We start from the raw sequence: 19,589 nt of genomic DNA, 5'->3' as shown, positions 1-19,589 counted from the left end.
TCTTATTTCAATATCGCTTCTAATTGTTTTTCATTTTCTCTAATCCAATCATAAATATCCTGAAAAACCATTTCAACCGATTTTTTAGGTTTCCAACCTATTTCGCTTTCAATACTTGAATTATCGGTTACAAAAATCCTTAAATCAGCCGTTCTGGTTTCTTTTTCAGAGGCTATCTCAATAGTGTTTCCTGTTATTCTTTCGCAGATTTTGGTCATTTCCAATAACGAAGCGCTGTTTTCTAAACCACCGCCAACATTGTAGATTTTACCATTGAATTTTTCAATTTGGTGAATTTGTAAATCGATTAGCGCTACTAAGTCATCTACATGAAGAATATCGCGAACTTGTTTCCCTGTTCCGCCATATCCAATGTATTTCAAAGATTGATTCCAAAAATGTTTGGCCATCCAAAGTGTCACAACACCTTGATCGGTTTTACCCATTTGTCTTGGTCCGGCAATTACGCCAAATCTTGTAACCGCTGCCTGTAAACCATAAAAAGCGGCATACTCTTGAATAAAAAGTTCTGAAGCCAATTTGGTGGTTCCATAAAAAGAACGCGCACCTTCAAGTGATAATGCTTCTGAAATTCCCTTTGAAGAAATACCTTTAGTGGTTTGGCTTTCATCAAAAATAAAACGGGTTTCTTGTTCTTTAAAATTAGCGTTTTCAATCCAATCAATCGGGTAAACTCTACTAGTTGAAAGGAAAATCAGTTTAGCTTTATTCTTCAAACACGCATTGAAACAATTAATGGAGCCGTATAAGTTATTATTAATTACATAAGTCGGATCAGAATCTAATCCTGCCGTCACAGAAGGCTCAGCTGAAGCTTCCACTAAAACATCAAAGTTGCCTAAAGCTGATAAATCTTCATTGTTTCGGATATCGCCATGAAAAAAAGGAATTCCATTTTTTTGAAAATCTGACAAATTCAGTTCGGAACCTCTTCTTTTCAAATTGTCAAAAGCTACAATTTCATAAGTAGGATATTTTGCCTTCAATTGTAAACAAAGTGTTGATCCTACAAATCCTGCGCCGCCGGTAACTACTATCTTCATATTGTGATTATTTTTAAACTTGCCTCCCAACTTTTAATGTTCAAATCAAAAGCATCCTTGATTTTAGTCTTATCCAAAACACTATAACTCGGTCTCTTAGCCGGTGTCGGAAAACCCGTAGTTGGAATGGGTTGTAAATTTATACTTATATTATTGATTTCAAATATTTTTTGGGCAAAATCATACCAAGAACATTGGCCTTCGTTACTGAAGTTATAGATGCCAAAGTTATCGGTTGTCCGTTGTCCGCTGTTCATTAAAATAATTTGAACCAAAGCATTAGCTAAATCTACTGCATAAGTTGGTGTTCCGATTTGGTCATTGACTACAGAAATTGCATCTCTCTCCGAAGCCAAACGCAACATGGTTTTCATAAAATTATGTCCGAATTGTGAATAAACCCAAGACGTTCTAATGATAAAATGTTTTACCCAAGTTTGCTGAATAGCGATTTCACCCTCTAATTTTGTACGACCATAAATACCTGTTGGATTAGGTAAATCGACTTCAGTATAGGGTTCTTTTTTTTCTCCATCAAAAACAAAATCGGTGGAAATATGAAGTAAAACGGTATTGTTTACTTTACAAACCTCAGCTAAATTTTTAGCGCCAATTACATTAATGGCCTTTGCTTTTTCAGGTTCGCTTTCGGCTTTGTCAACCGCGGTATAAGCCGCAGTGTTTATGCAATAATTAGGTTGATGCTTGGAAAAAGTATTTTGACAACTTTCTAAATCGGTGATGTCCAATTCATTTGCATTACAGAAAATAAAAGTAATTTCAGGATAATTAGGCGCAATAAATTGCAAACTTTGTCCCAATTGTCCTGAACTTCCGGTAACTAAAACTACCATGCTTTCTTAGCGTTTTCAATAGTTGGCTGAATCTTGTCTTTGTCTGAAACGATTAGGTTTTCTGATGGGAAATCCCAATCAATATTGATGGTTTTATCATTGTAAATGATTCCGCCTTCACTCTCTTTATTGTAGAAATTATCACATTTGTAAAAAAATGTAGCCGTATTGCTGAGCACTAAAAATCCGTGTGCGAAACCTCTTGGAACAAAAAACTGTCGCTGATTGTCTCCCGATAAAACTACCGATTCGTATTGCCCGAATGTTGGTGAATAAGGGCGAATATCAACCGCAACGTCTAATACTTCTCCTTGTAATACTCTAACGAGTTTGGCCTGAGCGTGTTCTCCCGTTTGGTAATGTAATCCGCGTAAAACGCCTTTAGACGAATAAGATTGGTTGTCTTGAACAAAATGAATCTCTTGACCAACGCCATTTCGAAAAATCCTTTCGTTGAAACTTTCCATAAAATAACCTCTTTCATCAAGAATAATTTTAGGCTCAATAATAAAACATCCTTCGAGTTTTGTTGGGATAAAATTCATTTAAATCAAACTTAGTAAATGATTGCCGTAACCGCTTTTTAATAACGGCTGGGCTAGTTTTTTTAATTGTTCGGCATCGATAAAACCCATTTTATAGGCAGCTTCTTCTATAGCGCCAATTTTCAATCCTTGTCTTTCTTCAATAACTTGAACAAACTGGCTGGCTTGCATCAATGAATTGAATGTTCCGGTATCTAACCATGCCGTTCCTCTGTCGAGGATGCTGACTTTGAGTTTTCCTCTTTTTAAATATTCCTTATTAACATCGGTAATCTCTAATTCACCGCGATGACTTGGTTTGATGTTAGAAGCAATTTCAACAACCTCATTGTCATAAAAATAAATGCCGGGAACCGCAAAATTGGATTTAGGATGCTCTGGTTTTTCTTCGATTGACAAGACTTTCCCATTGGCATCAAAATCGACTACGCCATAACGTTCAGGATCGTGAACATGATAGGCATAAATAATTCCGCCATCCGGATTGTTATTGGCCAAAAGCAAATCAGATAATCCGGTTCCGTAAAAAATATTATCGCCTAATACCAATGCTACTTTATCATTCTCTATAAATTCTTTTCCGATAATAAAAGCTTCGGCAAGACCATTAGGGTTTTCTTGTACAGCATACTCAAAACGACAGCCCAAACTAGATCCATCTCCTAAAAGTTGTTGGAAAAGCGGTAAATCATGTGGTGTTGAAATAATCAATATCTCACGAATTCCAGACCACATCAGTGTTGACAATGGATAATAAATCATCGGCTTGTCATAAATTGGCATTAATTGTTTACTTACTGCTAAGGTCAATGGATGCAATCTTGTACCTGAACCGCCTGCTAATATTATTCCTTTCATATTAATTGTTCAATTTGGCCATTTGATGCTTGTAATAAGATTTAAATAATCTAACTAAAACATAAAATAAAATAAACAAAAATGGTAAAACAAGCTTCATTTTTCCATTTGTAGCCTTGTTGTTTCTTATGTTTAATGTGATACTGGTATCTTTTACTATTCTATCATAATTAATCAACTCTAAACGATGTTCTCCTTGTTCCGCAATTAATAAATCTTTGGTTTTAATTATATCATCAAGTTGTGAATTCTCATTATAATAAATCAATTTATCATTCTTCTGAGTTCCGTCAAGTGATTTATTAAACGTGTTTAAAAACCCATTGATTTGTGTAAGAGTGGAATCGTTTTCAATTACTTTTAATCTAATATTTTGCAAATATTCCTTTTGCATTTTATTGTAGAAGTCTGAATCATTTAAATACTTCAATATCGGCACAACTGTTTTCTCATGAGAAGTCAATTGGACTGTGCTAAATGAAATTAAATGAGAAGGATAATTTTTACTGGTAATTGATTCATTAACCACTTTCTTTACGTCTCCGCTTTCTGCCAATAACTTAATCAATTCGAAGTTTTGTGGTCTATTATCAATGAATTTATATACATCAATGATAGGTGAAATGTTTATAGACCTTATTTTTTTAGGTTCTTTAACTCCTACAACTTCTTTTAAAAAAAGGGTATCTCCTTCTTCTATTTTAGAATTAATCAACTCTATCTTTGCGTATAAATAATCTACTGAACCAAAGTTAGGTGCAACAATCAACTGATGGTCATAAATCTTAGTCTTTTTATCTAAATAATACCCTAGTGAAGCTCCAAGAACAAACAATATCCCAACCCAAATTACATTTTTTTTAAAAAACAAGAAAGCTTTGAAAATTTGAGTAGAAATGTTTTCAAAAAAACCTCCTATTCTCCTAGAAATCTGTGATAAATCTATTTCCTGATTGTCAGTATTGTTTTGAGGTGTTGCGCTCATAAAAAATGATTATTTTACGTTAAAAATTTGTTCTAATATTTTAATGGTAATCAAGTAAGTCGGTTTTACTCCGGTTGTACCCAATCCGCCTGACGCTAATGTACTTCCGGTTTCCAATGGATTGTCCGAAGCATAATAAGCATAACGAACTTTTACATTAGGATGGATGCTTTTTCTGATTTTTGAAGCCGATTGAATTGCTTTTTGGTAATAAGAACCTTCCATTTCAAGACCAATTACTTCCCAAGTTGATTCGTGGAAGAATTTCAAAAGATCCTTATTTTGCAGCGATGTTCCCAAAACGGTAACCATTGGTCCTGAAAATACCGGAATGCCATTGCCCTCAAACATTTCGGCCGTTAACTCATTTTCAAACGGATAATTATCTGCTGTTCCTTCATTGATGTGCGCAGACGGAATCATGATATCGCCTTTACCGCCTTGTAAAATACCGGCTTTTCCCATAATGGAAACCGACTCTACGTTGAGGAAGGTTTTATTTTTTCCGTCTTTATACGGTTTCAATAATTCGTCAATAGTTTCAAAAGCTTGTTCTCCAAAAGCATAATCCATTACGATTAGCACCGGGCTTTCTTTACCAATAACCGCTTTAGGGAAACTCGATTTGGTCCAATCGATTTTGGCTGTATCAAAAATCTGAACATCAATATTGGTTCCCGATTGGTCAGGCAAAGAAATCATTCCATGTTTTACGGCAAATTCTTCTACTTTATTCCTAACCGGATCAGCGCCCGATTTGCTCAATTCTTCATAGATAAAAAAATCTGATTTGTCTTTAAACTTGGTTTTCAACACCGTAGTAGCAAAAAGTGAATTCATTACACTGTGCATGTTGGCACTGATAATGTGAATCGGTCTTTCCAATAAATTGTTGGCTTTCAGGGTTTCTTTGATGGTTGTAGCCCAAATTTCACCGTGGATATGATGGCCTAATCTTTCTCTTAAAATCGGACTAAAAGTGATCGTTCTTTTGTTGTTGTCAACGATTTCTTCAATGGCTAATTTACCCAACCAATAAATTACGTGTAAAAATCTATCCGGTTTTTCTTTAGTACCGAAAGAATCATAAATATCTAACACTTCCGAAAAACTTCTGCCCAAAACATTGGCGGCATGAGAAATCGCCACTTCCTTTTCTGATTGTGTGAACTTTTTGTTCTGTAAAACCGCTTGTTCTAATTTTTGCCAATCGCGAGTAAGTTCTACGGTAGTTTCGTCTAACATCACGCGGTCTTTAATTTTATGCGATTCGATAAAAATAAAAGTCAAATGCGTTAAAATATCATAGATGTCAGAACGGCCACGCGTGATTTCCACGTTCATTTGTTCTTCATCAATACGGTAACAATTTCTTCTTCTTTTGGGTGGAACAATCGCCTGAAAATGCGATTTTGAATAGCCTTCGTCTGAAGTTAAGTTGATAAAACGACATTCTTCAATGCCTACCGGAAGTCTTTCTATTACATAAAGCAAACCGTTGAGTTCTACTTTTTCTTCGGCAATACTGCCATAAATTTCCGGTCTTAGAGACAACAACGCCTCTCTTAAAGTTTCTCCCGAAACACCCATGGGTTTATAAAAACCTCTGTTGAATAAATGTCTCATGGTAATGTACAATCGTTCGATAGCTGCCGACGATTCTTGCGCTCTTGAGCGCGAAATGTTTTTAATTTCTTTCATTAAATTTTGTTTTCTAACCTGCAAATATAGGTTTTTTGTCGTTTAGTTGGTCAGAATTAGGTGGATTGCCGGTTCGTATCCTTTCACTTTTTCGGCTATGCCGTTGGTTTCTTTTACTTCTTTATTCCATTTTCCTCCTGAAAAAGTGAACAACGCCTCTCTTTCTACATAATTATATAGTATGAACGGATAATAGATTTTTTGGATTTGAGTGGTTTTGGTATTTTGGTCGATGATGGTTTTTTCTTTCTTGTTTTTTTCAATCATTAATTTTTCAAAACCCACAAAAAGACCGTTTTTAGGCATGACCAAATTATAATCAGACAAGTCTATTTTATTACTCTTGGTGCCGTTTTTAACCGAAACAATTAAATCTTTTTTGAGCATTTCTTCCCCGGGAAAGCCATTGGCATCAACATGATAAAATCGAATTCTAATCGTAGCGTCTTCAATCCTACTATCGGTAGAAAGGGTTACTTTTTTTATGTATCTGGTTTTTTTGTAAGCTTGACTGTACGGAAAATATTTTACGTCAATTCTGGGTCCGTTGTCAAAAGCTTGCGCGATAGTATTTTCGGTTTGACCGATGACAATTCTCTTGGTGTCAATGCTATTAGAAATAACAACTTCATCCAAATCAAATGCCTTGGAATTCAGAAAAACTTCACCTGATTTCGAGGCTTTAACTGTTTTCTTTTCGTAACCCAATGCTGAAAAAATCAGGTTTTTGTTTCCTGAAACATTAATGGAAAAAGTACCATCTTCTTCAGAAGTTGTGGCGATGTTTTCATTCTCAACCCAAATATTGACATACGAAATGGGTTGGCCGGAAAGGCTGTCTTTTACAACGCCTTTAACTTCGTTCCGTTCGGCTATGCCACGGGTGGTTTGAGCGGAAAGTGATAAAAAAGAAAATAAAGCAACGAATAGTTTCATTTAGTTTGTGAGTTTAATTTTTAAGGCGATTTCTACGTTTCCATATCCTTTAGAACGAGGACTTCCATCACGGTTAAGTATTAAAAGTGATTCGCTTCCTGGAAAAAAACCTTTAATGGATGGTTCGTAAGCATATCCTTTTTGACTTCCTTTTTGCCCTTTTGTGGTATAACTATACTCGTATTTATTTTGCTCTAATTTTAGATATTCAAAACCCACTATTATTCCTTCTTCGGGAATTCTAATGTTGTATTTTGTTAAATCTACAATATTATTGTTCTTGCCTTTTTTTATCGATACCAAAATATCTTCTTCAACCTCGTCTTCTGTTGGAAAACCTTCTTTGTTAACATTGAAAATCCTAATTCTCAATAAAACATTATTTAGTTTTGAACTAGTGACAAACTCGATTGACTTAACAAAAGGATGTTCTTTGATTTTTTCATTTGATTTTACAAATTTTCCCCAAACGTGAACATTCTCTTGTCCGGTATTGGTAACGCCTGAATTTAATTTTATTCCCGAAAAGTCACCAATCACTATTTCGCTTGTTTCTTTTTTTCTTTCAACAACAACTTCATTGAGTTCTAAAGCTTTTGGATGTAGTGTGATTGAGGTGAGATTTGTAGATAAAACAATTTTAGTTTCATAGCCTAAGGCCGAAAAAACGATCCTTTTTGTTTCCTTTAACGGTATTGAAAATGTGCCGTCTTCTTCTGCTGTGGTTCCGATATTTTCATTTTCAACCCAAATATTCACATAAGGAATCGGTTGGTTTTTTTCATCAACTACAATGCCTTTGGTTTGGGCGAATAATAATAACGGAAATAAAAAAAATAGCAGTGTTGTTTTCATCAATTGGTCAATATCAAATTTATAGCCGGCATCATTATTTTATTATACCAAGGTTCTTTACTTTTCTTTTCGGTTAGGAATACTTTGCTTCTGTGCCATTTCCCACTAGAATAGGTAAACGCATTTTCTTTTTCAGAATAGTTAACCACCAGTGATGGCGCGTAATCTTCTTGTTTTACCAATTTTTTAGTTTTAGGATCTTTGTATTCAAAATCGGCCCTGTTTTCTTCTATTATCATCCATTCTAAACCGATTACAATTCCTTTTTCGGGAAATCTTAAATTGTATTTAGAAACATCTATCTCATTGCGCTTCATGCCTTTTTTAACGGTTACAATCAGGTCTTCTTCGATTAGGTCTTTTCCGGGAATCGAATCGTTGAATTCGAAAAAACGGATTTTTAGTTTGGCGTCTTTTTTATCACTGTCTGAATAAAACACCACCTTTTTTAGAAACGGCGTTTTTTCATAAATCGTATCATTTTCAAATAATTTTCCGTAAATCCAAGGTTTGTCTCCCGACAATTGTCTGTGGTGTATTCTTTGGGCATCGCCGATTTCAATTTGTTTCTCTTGCTTTCTTTTGGCAATGACTACTTCTCTTAAGTTGTAAACAGCCGCTACTAAAATTACTTTTTCTTCATTTTTTACCGCGGTCTTTTTTACTTCAAAACCAACGGAAGAAAAAACAAGTGTCTTGTCTTCAGAAGTATTTATTTTGAAAATCCCTTTCTCATCCGAAGTTGTTCCGATATTTTCGTTTTCAACCCAAATGTTCACATACGGAATCGGTTGGTTTTTTTCATCAACAACAACACCTTTAATTTGGGCAAAACCCGAAAGTGTTTGTAAAAACAAAACAATAATTATAGCGTTTATTTTCATGCCTTTAGTTTGTTTTCTAGCCCTGATACCGAAATTGTTTGAGCTCGTAACGCAGTTACAGCGAGTTTCGGTAGCAGGAAAATGGTAACCAAAAATGCCCAAGCCATTCGCTCCTATTGATTAAAAAAATCCGCAATTTTTCTGTCGTTCGACAATCTTGGTAATTTGTTTTGTCCGCCGAGTTTTCCGATGGATTTCATATACTCTTGGAAACCGTTTTTGGCCACTTTTGAAATGACTAAAGTTCGCAAAACATTGCCCACAATTAAATCATCGTAATAAGTGTTTTGCTTGCGCATCGCGTTATCAATTCTCAAGGCGAAATCTTCTAGGTTTTCGGGTTCTCCCGAAGCTTCGGGATCAAATTCGATAAACCATTCGTGATAAGGCAATCCTTCCTTTGGTGTGATTTGCGGTGCCACGGTAAACTCGTTAACCCGAACCGTTGTTCCTTGCATGGCTTCTTGCAAAGCGCTTTCGACTTCCTTGCCAATCACGTGTTCGCCAAAAGCGGAAATGTAGTGTTTAATCCTTCCGGAAACGATAACGCGATACGGTTTTAAACTCGTGAACTGAACGGTATCGCCGATGTTGTAAGCCCAAAGTCCGGCATTAGTGGAAATGATTAAAACGTAATTGATGCCTAATTCGACTTCGCCAATGGTATAACGTCTTGGTTGGTCTGTGAAAAATTCATCTGCTTTTACAAATTCGTAGAAAATACCCGAATTCAACAACAGCAACATGCCTTTGTCTTTCTGCGAATCTTGGTAGGCAAAAAAACCTTCGGAAGCTGGAAATAACTCTATAGAATCGACTTTTCGGCCAATTAGGTTTTCAAATTTGGCGCGATAGGGTTCGTAATTCACGCCGCCGTAAATGAATAAATTGAAGTTTTTAAATATCTCGCCAATGGGTTTTCCTCCTTTTTGCTGTAGTTTTTCAAAATACATTTGCACCCAAGACGGAATGCCTGAAATGACGGTCATGTCTTTGTTAAACGTTTCTTCAACTATGGCGTTTACTTTAGTTTCCCAGTCTTCGATGCAATTGGTTTTCCAACTTGGCATGCGGTTTTTTTGAAGATATTTAGGCACAAAATGCGCTACAATTCCGGAAAGTCTTCCGAGTTTGATTCCGTTTTTTTCTTCTAAAATCGGACTGCCTTGCAGGAATATCATTTTGCCATCGACAAAATCTGCTTTCCCGGTTTCGTGTATATAACTTAGAATGGCATTTCGTGCAGCTTGAATGTGAAACGGCATCGATTCTTTAGTCAGCGGAATGTATTTCGCGCCCGAAGTTGTTCCGGAAGTTTTGGCAAAATAAATCGGTTTACCTTTCCATAATATGTTTTCTTCTCCTTTTACAACTTTATCGATGTATGGCCGCAATTCTTCGTAGTCGCGAATCGGCACTTTGGCGGCAAAGTCTTCAAAAGTTTTGATGTTGAGAAAATCGTGGTCGTTCCCGAAAAGTGTAAATTTAGCTTCATTGATTAAATTGTTCAACACTTTTTGTTGGGTTTCAATAGGTTTTGAAGCCCAAGTTTGGACTTTTTTATGCACATTTTTGGCTAATAATTTGGCGGCTATTGATTTGATTGACATTTTTATTCTTTTGGAAAATTCTTTTTTATGGCTTTTTCTGTTGCGAAAAACAAGTAGAGGCAAGCTAAAATTACTAAGGTTAAACCTAGACCAACTTGTAAACCTTCTGCTAAATCTAAAAAGAAATTTAGAAAAGAAATCGTTACTAAAACCAATCCGACTTGAATCATTTTAATGCCGGAATAACGTTGCGAAAAGTCCCAAACTTGTTGGTTCTTCATAGAAGCTATTGTTCTGTATCCGTATAGATAATTGATTTTTTTGGGTGGAAATCTTAACATAATTAATGCTGTTGCGGTAAAAATGATTCCGATTAGAAACGGAATGATCATTATTTTTTCGCTTAGGTAATTTAAAATGGCTTCCATAATTTATTCAAATGCTATAAAAATTGTTGGATCAATTGGGTAACCGTCTTTCCACAATTCAAAGTGCAAATGCACTCCGGTTGATTCTTGTCCGGTTGAACCTGCTAGTGCAATGACTTCACCGGTTCTTACGTTATCACCTTGAGATTTGGTTAAAGACGCAGCGTGTTTATAGACCGATATAAATCCGTTATTGTGTCTAATTATGGCAACGTTTCCTGTCGTTGGCGTCCAATCGGCGAAAATTACGGTTCCGCCCAAAATGGTTTTTATCGGTGTATTTTTGGCCAAAGCCACATCAACCGCATAATGCTTTTCTTTAGGGTTGAATTTCTCAGTAATCATACCTTTTGCCGGCGGAAAAAGCACCACGCTGACTTTGGGTTTGGCTTTTTCAAAAAGATTGTATTTGTCTTCTCTGGCGACTTGTTCTCTTAGTTTTAAATCGGCTTCGGTGGGTTGCAAATCTTCTTCCGAAACAGGTTCGAGATTTGTAGCCGTTATTGAATCTTTACTGAATTTGGCATAATCCAAATCGCCGGTTAAAACTCTTTTGATGGAAGCAATATAGGCTTCGTTTTTCTTTAAAGCGTTGCTTAACGAATCTGACTTCAGCGCTAATTCGGTTGCATCTCTTTTTAATTTAGACGATGCATAACCCGGAATATATTCACGCAAAGGCGTAAAAGCAATGATATAAGTGGTTACGAAAATAATCAATAAAGCTCCGATAGAAGCTACCACAAACACGTTCATCAACGTCAAACGCAAAGAAAATACTTCTTCAAAAGTGTCTTCATTCAGGATAACCAAACGGTTTTTAGTGAATAATTTTTTCTTGATGATTTTGCGCTTGAGCCGTTTTCCCGCCATAGTTGTTGATTATACCACAAATATAGAAAATAATATCTGCTTCCTATTTTATAAAGTTTAACGTTCTTTAGGATTAAAAGAATCGCTCCTATTGATTTATTTTCTACATTTGCCTAATATTTAATCTAATTACAGTAATCATGAACTTTTTAATGATATTTTTAGGAGAATTTGGAATGCCACAAATTCTATTGATTCTTGCGGTTGTCTTATTGCTTTTTGGCGGTAAAAAAATTCCGGAATTGATGAAAGGTTTGGGTAGCGGCGTAAAAGAATTTAAGAACGCAGCTAAAGATGATGCTCCTGCCGCTAAAAAAGAAGAAGAAACTACTAAAGAGTAATAACCTTTATGTCTAAACTAGGTTTACTTGAAATATTTATCATTCTATTTATAGTCTTAAGTCCTATTTTAGTTATACTTTTTATTCTTTTTCTAAGAAGAAATAAGAAAAATAAAATGTAAAACCCAACTTTAAAAGTTGGGTTTTTGTTTTTAGATAACCATCGTCAACTGAATGCGTTTGCGTTCTTCGTCAACCTCAACCACTTTTACTTGAACGTGTTGGTGTAATTTGACTACTTCATTAACATCCGAAACAAAACCTTCTTTAAGTTGGGAAATGTGAACCAAACCGCTTTCTTTGATTCCGATATCGACAAAGCAACCAAATGCGGTAATGTTATTGACAATTCCAGGTAAAATCATGCCGGAACGAACATCTTTTATTGTTTTGACATTGGCATCGAATTCGAAAACTTTGGCGGCTTTTCTTGGATCTAATCCGGGTTTTTCCAATTCTTTTAGAATGTCTTTGATTCCTAAAATTCCAATATCTGAAGTAATATAACTTTCCGGTTTGATTAAAGCAATTTTATCTTTTTTACCTATCAATTCTGCAGTTTTCATCCCTAAATCACTGGCCATCTTTTCTACAATTGAATAAGCTTCCGGATGTACGGCCGAATTGTCCAGTGGATTTTTTCCGTCTTTGATTCGGATAAAGGCTGCGGCTTGTTGGTAAGCTTTATCACCCAAACGCGGTACTTTTTTGAGTTGTTTTCTGTCTTCAAACGGACCATTTTCAGAGCGAAAAGCAACAATGTTTTCGGCCATTTTTTCACCGATTCCTGAGACATAACTTAGTAATGATTTACTCGCGGTATTGATATTGATTCCAACCGAATTCACGCAACGAACCACAACAGTGTCTAATTCTTCTTTGAGTTTGGTTTGGTCGACATCGTGCTGGTATTGTCCGACTCCGATAGACTTCGCATCAATTTTTACCAATTCCGCCAAAGGATCGGAAAGTCTTCTTCCGATAGAAACGGAACCACGAACGGTTACATCATAATTTGGGAATTCATCTCGAGCAATTTTACTGGCAGAATACACCGAAGCGCCGGCTTCTGAAACTACAAAAACTTGCACCGGTTTATCAAAGGCTATCTTTTTGATGAAAAATTCGGTTTCTCTCGATGCCGTTCCGTTTCCAATAGAAATCGCTTCAATATTGTACGCATTCACCATCGATTTGATTTTCTTCATTGCCATCGCAGTTTCATTTTGCGGTTGGTGTGGATAAATGGTTTCGTTGTATAACAAATCACCTTTTTCATCCAAACAAACCACTTTACAACCACTGCGATAACCCGGATCAATAGCTAAAATTCGTTTTTCTCCCAATGGCGGCGCTAATAAAAGTTGTCCCAAATTCCCGGCAAATACTTCAATGGCTTTAGTATCTGCTTTCGCTTTGGCTTCTTGTAACGTTTCGTTGGCAATGGCCGGTTCGAGTAATCTTTTGTAACTGTCTTTGATGGCTAATCGCAATTGATCAGCCGTTTCTCGGTTGTTTTTTATGGTATTGTTTTCGATAAACTCTATCGCTTCTTCTTTTTCAATTTCTACATTTAGCTTGACAAAACCTTCGGCTTCGGCTCGCAACATCGCTAATAATCTATGCGATGGCGCTTTGGAAATCGGTTCAGACCATTCAAAATATTGAGCAAATTTTTGAGCAGCTTCGTCGTCTTTTTTGGTTTTTACGACTTTAGTTTCTACAATCGCTTTTCTTTGGAACAAACGACGGAGATTTTTTCTAATATAGATGTTTTCGTTAATCCATTCGGCGATAATGTCACGCGCACCTTGTAAAGCATCGTCTTCATTGGCGACTTTGGCATTCAAATATTTAGACGCGATGAATTCTATTTCATCACTATTTTGTGCCATGATAATTTTGGCCAAAGGTTCTAAACCATTTTCACGCGCGATATCGGCTCGGGTTTTTTTCTTCTTTTTATAGGGTAAATACAAATCTTCAATCTCTTGCAAATCGAAACTGTTATCAATTTTACTTTTCAATTCAGAAGTTAGTTGACCTTGTTCTTCAATCGATTTTAAAACGCTGTCTTTTCGTTTTACTATTTCATCGAATTGCTTGGAAAGTTTGGCGATATTTTCAATGACCACTTCGTCCAAGTTTCCGGTTTGGTCTTTTCGGTAACGAGAAATAAAAGGGATGGTGCAATCTTCTGATAATAATTTTAAAGTGGCTTCGATACTTTTTGGCGAAGCCGTAACTTGGCTTTGGATGAATTGTATGTTGGTCATCAGTTGAATTTCTTATAACCGCAAAGATGCAAAGTATTACGCAATCCCGAAACTTCGGGACGCAAAGATTTATGCTTAAATTTTTTGAAAAGCTTTGCCTAAATTTTCTATCACATCGGTAATTAACATACTTTCTACACTTTGGGATTCCAACGTAATATCGGCAGCTAATCCGTGAAGATAAACTCCCAGAATTGCGGCATTTATAGGTTCGTAACCTTGGGCTAAAAAAGCAGTAATGATTCCAGTTAACGCATCGCCGGAACCGCCTTTAGCCAAGCCGGAATTTCCGGTAGTATTTTGAAAACTTTGGGTTCCGTCGGTGATGAAAGTTTTGTGACTTTTTAAGACAATAATGCAGTTTAATTCTACTGCTTTCTCAATGGCTTTTTGTTGTCTTTTTTCGACGGAAAAATGAATACCAAAGAGTCTATCAAACTCTTTAACATGTGGTGTTAAGATAGATTTTTCGGGAAGTTTAGAAAGCAATTGTTGGTTTTTGGCTAAAATATTGAGCGAATCGGCATCAAAAACTGTTGGCAATTTTACATTTTTAATTAAAAATTCTATTTTTCTTTCAGCTGTTTTATCGGTTCCAAAACCCGGTCCGATGGCGAAAGCGTTGTACTTTTCCCAATCGTTCTTTTCTTCACGAAATTCAATCATCGCTTCAGGAATAGAAGTAAAAATAGCCAATCGCTCTTTTTTTGGAATATTAACCGTTAACAAACCAACTCCGGTTCTCAAACAAGCTTTTGCGGCAATAATCGCTGCGCCCATTTTGGCTTTGCTTCCGGCGATAATCAAAGCGTGGCCATGGTTGCCTTTATGGGATTCGGGCAAGCGTTTTTTGAGAATTTTTCGGATAAGATATTGGTCAACAGTAATCATGTTGAAAGTTTTAGTCCTGAACTATAAAATCTTTTGGATCTTCTTTTTTGAATTCGGGTTGGATATTGATGTGATTGATGTTAAATTTGAGAAATAAAACTTGTTCTACCTCGTGAAGCAATTCATTAAATTCACTCATTTTAATATCGTCAGAACAATCAAGATGTGCTTCGAGGTGTAATTCTTCGTCGTTTAAATGCCAAACGTGAATATGGTGTAATTTATTTACGCCTTTTACTTTGTGTACTTCGCGAACCAATTCTTTGATGTCGATAAAATCGGGCGTGAACAGCATTAGCATTTTGGTAGATTGAATTAGTAATTTCAAACCAACCACTATCAAATAAATAGCAATGGCAATCGTCATTACGCTATCGACCCAAAACCAACCATAGAATTTCATCAACAAACCGCCAACTAAAACGGCTACGGAAGCCATCATATCGGTGAGCAAATGCAAATAAGCTGACTTCATATTAATGTTGTGCTCGGCATCTTTTCTGAGAAAAAGCACAGACATTCCGTTGACAATAATACCTAATAAAGCCAACCAAATGACTAATCCGGATTCTATAGCTTGCGGATTAACAAATCTTCCTATTGCACCATAAATCAATATAAACGCTACTATCACTAAAGTTGACGCATTGACAAAAGCGGCTATTAATTCGGCTCTTTTATACCCAAAAGTATTATTGATAGAGGCTTTTCTTCTGGACAATTTGTGTGCGACCAAACTAAAAACCAACGAAAGTACATCGGAAAAATTATGTAAAGCATCTGAAATTAGCGCCAAACTTCCTGAAATGATTCCGCCAACTACTTGCGCGATAGTAATAATCAGATTCAGGATTATGGAAAGGACTAGGTTTTTCCCTTTTACTTCATGTTTGTGGATATGAACTTCGCTCATTATTATTGACAAGCAATTTTATTCACTCGGGTGGCGTGTCTTCCTCCTTCAAAAGCTGTATTTAAAAAAGTATCCACCATTTCAACCGCTTGTTGAACCGAAGTAAATCTCGCCGGAATACTGATAATGTTAGCATCATTATGTTGACGAGCCAAAGCTGCGATCTCTTTGGTCCAGCAAAGTGCGGCACGAATACCTTGGTGTTTGTTAGCCGACATTGCTATTCCGTTTCCTGAACCGCAAATCACTATACCAAAATCGGCTCTTTTGGTTTCTACATCAATCGCAACAGGATGACCAAAATCAGGATAATCGACACTGTCAAAAGTATCGGTTCCATGGTTGAATATTTGATAGCCTTTTTGTTCCAAAAATGAGACAATGGCTTTTTTATAATCCGGTCCTGCGTGATCGTTTCCGATAGAGATTTTCATAGTGGTGTTTTTGTAGTTAAGACTACAAATTTACGCAAACTATCGGTTGGTTTTCTACTTTAAGGTAACTACTTGATTTTAAAAACCTAAGATTTTTGACCAACTAAGAAGTTTTTATAACTATTTGAAAATCATTACATAAATTGTATCTCAACTGTTAAAATATTGCAATGTTAATAGTGTTTTGCAAATCCTTGATAATCAGTTAACTTTAAATTAACACGAATTGTTAACAACTTTGGATAGAATATTAGAAGTTTTTTGGGGTTGTATGCCTTTTTTTTCTAATGCAAAACGCAAACGAGATAATCAAATTTAGTTTGGTCTTTTTTTGGAATATTTATCAGCATAAAAAAGTAGGTTTTCAACATAAATCAGTTATTAAACTTATCAAAAATTTAGTTGCTTTTTTACATGTTAACAACTGTTGATAAGAATTTAAATTTTGCTCATTCAAAGAACTTTAGAAACTATAATCATTGTTAATTTCTCTGTATAAGTTTACATAACTTTTAAAACCTTATAAATCTAAAAAAGTTATTGGCACTATTAACACACTATAATAACCATCATAAATTTTAAATAATTTTAAAAATCTTTTTATTGTTTTTAATATGTGTTGACAACTTTAAATTTTAGAAAATAGAAAAAAGGAAATAGAGTAAAGATTTTAGACGATTTTTAAATTATTATTCAAGTCGTCTAGAATCGTTTGAACTGTTTCAATATCGTTAGGATGAATTTTTAATTGGATTCCGCCATAAGCAATACTAGCCAGTGGATCAATAGAAATAAGATTTTCATTTTGGAACAAATGCGGAATACCTTCTTTGTCTAAAATTGTTCTTAGAATAGCAATTTCATGAGCGAAATTAAAAGTAGCAATCGTTATAAATTCGGTCATCTTTTTTGAGTTTTTATAAAGATAGTGAATGTTAGATTTATATTAAAACTTATAACTTATAACTCATAACTTATAACTATTTCGTAATTTTCAACATTAATAGAACTGATACAATGAGTAAGAAACCCAAAAAGTTCGGAAAGAACACCAAAACATTTTCCGAAAAGATTTTTAAAATATTATCTAAGAATGCCAATAAACCATTCAATTACAAACAAATAGCTGCTATACTTGAATTGGATGATACCAAAAGTAGAAATGAAATTATCAAAGATTTAAAGGTATTAGCCGCTCAAAAACTAATTATAGAATCCGAACCCGGAAAATATTTAGTTAAAGCCACCAGCCAAAAATATTACGAAGGAACCATTGACATGACCAGCAGAAAAGCCGGTTATTTTGTTTGTGACGAATTAGAACACGATGTTTTTGTTCCGTTTGTGAATTTGAATCACGCTTTAGATGGCGATAAAGTCAAAGCTTATGTTTACGACCGAAGAAGTTCGAGAAAACCAGAAGCAGAAGTGCTTGAAATTTTAGAAAGACACAAAGAAGAATTCGTTGGAGTTGTTGATATTCAAAAGAATTTTGGCTTTGTCACTACAGCGAATGCTAAAATGTATACTGATATTTTTATTCCAAAAAATAAATTAGGCGATGCTGAACACGGTGATGTAGTTTTAGTAAAATTAGAAGATTGGCCAGCAAAGGCAGATTCACCTTTTGGTTCCGTAATCAAAGTTTTAGGAAAGCCAGGAGAACACAATACCGAAATTCATGCCATTTTAGCCGAGTATGGTTTACCCTATGATTTCCCGATAGAAGTGGATGCTTTTGCTAATAAATTAGATACTTCAATCACAGAAGAAGAAATTGCTAAGCGTCGTGATATGCGAAAAGTATTGACTTTTACCATTGATCCAAAAGATGCTAAAGATTTTGATGATGCACTTTCTTTTCAAGTTTTAGAGAATGGAAATTACGAAATTGGTGTTCATATTGCCGATGTTTCTCATTATTTAAAAGAAGGAACTATTTTAGATGATGAAGCTTACAGACGAGCAACATCTGTTTATTTAGTAGATAGAGTTGTGCCAATGTTACCCGAGGTATTATCTAATTTTGCTTGTTCACTTCGTCCAAATGAAGAAAAATATACGTTCTCAGCTATATTTCAATTGAATAACAAAGCCGAAGTTTTAGATTCTTGGTTTGGAAGAACGGTAATTTATTCTGACCAACGTTTTGCTTACGAGGAAGCACAGCAAATTATTGAAACCAGATCGGATTTAATTCCGGCAGAAATTTCGTTAACCGGAAAAGAATACAAAGCGCCGAAAGAAATTGTTGAAGCAACCTTAAAAATGCAAGATTTAGCTAAAATTCTTCGCAAGAAAAGAATGGCTGATGGAGCAATATCTTTTGACAAAGTAGAAGTAAAATTCAACTTAAATGAAGCGTCAGAACCAGTTGGAGTGTTCTTTAAAATTTCTAAAGATGCCAATCATTTGATAGAAGAATTTATGTTGTTGGCCAATCGAAAAGTAGCCGAATTTATTGGGAAACAAAAGAAAACTTTCATCTACAGAATCCATGATGAGCCAAATGAAGACAAGTTAATCAATCTTCAAACCGTGATTGCTAAATTTGGTTATTCGATTAACATGAAATCCAAACAAGAAATTTCAAAATCATTGAATAATTTATTGAATGAAGTTAATGGTAAAAAAGAGCAAAATTTAGTTGATACGTTGACGATTAGAAGTATGAGTAAAGCCAAATATTCTACTGAAAATATAGGTCATTACGGATTAGCTTTTGATTTTTACAGTCATTTTACATCACCAATTAGACGTTATCCGGATGTTATGGCACACAGATTATTACAATTTTATCTCGATGGCGGAAAAAGTGTCAGCCAAGAAGAATACGAAGAAAAATGTGCGCATTCCAGTGATATGGAAGGTTTAGCAGCACAAGCCGAAAGAGATTCTGTGAAATACATGCAAGTAAAATACATGCAAGATCATAAGGACCAAGAGTTTTTAGGAGTAATTTCAGGGGTAACCGAATGGGGAATTTATGTAGAAATTATAGAAAATAAATGCGAAGGCATGGTTAGAATTCGAGAAATCAAAGAAGATTATTATACGTTTGATGAGAAACAATACGCTTTGGTTGGTCAAGCCACTAATAGTATTTTACAACTTGGTGATGAAGTTTATGTTAAAGTTAAAAATGCTGATTTAGTGAAAAAACAATTGGACTTTCATTTTATCAGAAGAAAAGAGTAATTA

At 35.2% G+C, this 19,589-nt stretch carries 19 protein-coding genes; 2 read left to right on the top strand and 17 right to left on the bottom strand.

All coding sequences use genetic code 11. From position 1 onward, the window contains the following. Positions 1–2 precede the first annotated feature (2 nt). The 12 genes from ACK4R1_RS01915 to ACK4R1_RS01860 form a co-directional block, all read right to left on the bottom strand. Positions 3–1,064: an NAD-dependent epimerase/dehydratase family protein gene (locus ACK4R1_RS01915; protein WP_409682875.1), complete on the bottom strand. Its 1,062-nt coding sequence runs from the start codon at positions 1,062–1,064 to the stop codon at positions 3–5. Then, a complete protein-coding gene (gene rfbD / locus ACK4R1_RS01910; RefSeq protein ID WP_409682872.1) occupies positions 1,061–1,918 on the bottom strand; it encodes a dTDP-4-dehydrorhamnose reductase in 858 nt (285 codons plus the stop codon). The genes ACK4R1_RS01915 and rfbD overlap by 4 nt, the downstream gene beginning before the upstream one ends. Then, complete coding sequence (gene rfbC / locus ACK4R1_RS01905; protein ID WP_409682869.1) at positions 1,912–2,463, bottom strand: dTDP-4-dehydrorhamnose 3,5-epimerase; 552 nt, start codon at positions 2,461–2,463, stop codon at positions 1,912–1,914. Before rfbC ends, rfbD begins: the two co-directional genes overlap by 7 nt. Next, a complete protein-coding gene (rfbA, locus tag ACK4R1_RS01900; protein WP_409682866.1) occupies positions 2,464–3,321 on the bottom strand; it encodes a glucose-1-phosphate thymidylyltransferase RfbA in 858 nt (285 codons plus the stop codon). A 1-nt stretch (position 3,322) separates the two neighbouring features. Continuing rightward, positions 3,323–4,306 (bottom strand): hypothetical protein, encoded by a 984-nt coding sequence (locus ACK4R1_RS01895; RefSeq protein WP_409682863.1) that lies wholly within the window; start codon positions 4,304–4,306, stop codon positions 3,323–3,325. Between the two features lie 9 nt (positions 4,307–4,315). After that, positions 4,316–6,007 carry a DUF6909 family protein gene (locus ACK4R1_RS01890; RefSeq protein WP_409682860.1) on the bottom strand — a complete coding sequence of 564 codons (1,692 nt, stop codon included), beginning with the start codon at positions 6,005–6,007 and terminating at the stop codon, positions 4,316–4,318. Between the two features lie 42 nt (positions 6,008–6,049). Next, positions 6,050–6,943 carry a carboxypeptidase-like regulatory domain-containing protein gene (locus ACK4R1_RS01885; protein ID WP_409682858.1) on the bottom strand — a complete coding sequence of 298 codons (894 nt, stop codon included), beginning with the start codon at positions 6,941–6,943 and terminating at the stop codon, positions 6,050–6,052. Then, positions 6,944–7,798, bottom strand: coding sequence for a carboxypeptidase-like regulatory domain-containing protein (locus ACK4R1_RS01880; protein ID WP_409682855.1), 855 nt, complete (start codon positions 7,796–7,798; stop codon positions 6,944–6,946). Beyond that, positions 7,798–8,682, bottom strand: a complete 885-nt coding sequence (locus ACK4R1_RS01875; protein ID WP_409682853.1) for a carboxypeptidase-like regulatory domain-containing protein — start codon at positions 8,680–8,682, stop codon at positions 7,798–7,800. The genes ACK4R1_RS01880 and ACK4R1_RS01875 overlap by 1 nt, the downstream gene beginning before the upstream one ends. A 113-nt stretch (positions 8,683–8,795) precedes the next feature. Beyond that, positions 8,796–10,292, bottom strand: a complete 1,497-nt coding sequence (locus tag ACK4R1_RS01870) for a GH3 auxin-responsive promoter family protein (protein WP_409682850.1) — start codon at positions 10,290–10,292, stop codon at positions 8,796–8,798. Between the two features lie 2 nt (positions 10,293–10,294). After that, positions 10,295–10,660, bottom strand: coding sequence for an SdpI family protein (locus ACK4R1_RS01865; protein WP_409682848.1), 366 nt, complete (start codon positions 10,658–10,660; stop codon positions 10,295–10,297). A gap of 3 nt (positions 10,661–10,663) precedes the next feature. Further along, positions 10,664–11,533: a M23 family metallopeptidase gene (locus ACK4R1_RS01860; protein ID WP_409682845.1), complete on the bottom strand. Its 870-nt coding sequence runs from the start codon at positions 11,531–11,533 to the stop codon at positions 10,664–10,666. Between the two features lie 140 nt (positions 11,534–11,673). On the opposite strand from ACK4R1_RS01860, the gene tatA reads away from it, so the two are divergent. After that, the gene (tatA, locus tag ACK4R1_RS01855) at positions 11,674–11,874 is read left to right on the top strand and encodes a twin-arginine translocase TatA/TatE family subunit (RefSeq protein WP_409682842.1); all 201 of its coding nucleotides are present in this window, start codon (positions 11,674–11,676) and stop codon (positions 11,872–11,874) included. 152 nt (positions 11,875–12,026) lie between these two features. Here tatA and ACK4R1_RS01850 read toward each other — a convergent pair whose 3' ends face one another. The 5 genes from ACK4R1_RS01850 to ACK4R1_RS01830 all read right to left on the bottom strand — a co-directional run bounded on the left by ACK4R1_RS01850 (position 12,027) and on the right by ACK4R1_RS01830 (position 17,292). After that, complete coding sequence (locus ACK4R1_RS01850; protein WP_409682839.1) at positions 12,027–14,150, bottom strand: Tex family protein; 2,124 nt, start codon at positions 14,148–14,150, stop codon at positions 12,027–12,029. 75 nt (positions 14,151–14,225) lie between these two features. Continuing rightward, positions 14,226–15,041: an NAD(P)H-hydrate dehydratase gene (locus ACK4R1_RS01845; protein WP_409682836.1), complete on the bottom strand. Its 816-nt coding sequence runs from the start codon at positions 15,039–15,041 to the stop codon at positions 14,226–14,228. 10 nt (positions 15,042–15,051) lie between these two features. Continuing rightward, a complete protein-coding gene (locus ACK4R1_RS01840) occupies positions 15,052–15,954 on the bottom strand; it encodes a cation diffusion facilitator family transporter (RefSeq protein ID WP_409682833.1) in 903 nt (300 codons plus the stop codon). Positions 15,955–15,956: 2 nt separating this feature from the next. Beyond that, positions 15,957–16,388 carry a ribose 5-phosphate isomerase B gene (gene rpiB / locus ACK4R1_RS01835; protein WP_409682830.1) on the bottom strand — a complete coding sequence of 144 codons (432 nt, stop codon included), beginning with the start codon at positions 16,386–16,388 and terminating at the stop codon, positions 15,957–15,959. Between the two features lie 670 nt (positions 16,389–17,058). Further along, positions 17,059–17,292: a DUF2007 domain-containing protein gene (locus ACK4R1_RS01830; RefSeq protein WP_409682827.1), complete on the bottom strand. Its 234-nt coding sequence runs from the start codon at positions 17,290–17,292 to the stop codon at positions 17,059–17,061. A gap of 113 nt (positions 17,293–17,405) precedes the next feature. On the opposite strand from ACK4R1_RS01830, the gene rnr reads away from it, so the two are divergent. Beyond that, complete coding sequence (gene rnr / locus ACK4R1_RS01825) at positions 17,406–19,586, top strand: ribonuclease R (protein WP_409682824.1); 2,181 nt, start codon at positions 17,406–17,408, stop codon at positions 19,584–19,586. The last annotated feature ends 3 nt before the right edge of the window (positions 19,587–19,589 follow it).

Origin of the sequence: Flavobacterium sp., assembly GCF_046293665.1 — a bacterium.
Classification (GTDB): Bacteria; Bacteroidota; Bacteroidia; order Flavobacteriales; family Flavobacteriaceae; genus Flavobacterium.
Note: the sequence above shows the minus strand (reverse complement) of the source record. Positions and strands in the feature narration are given on the sequence as shown.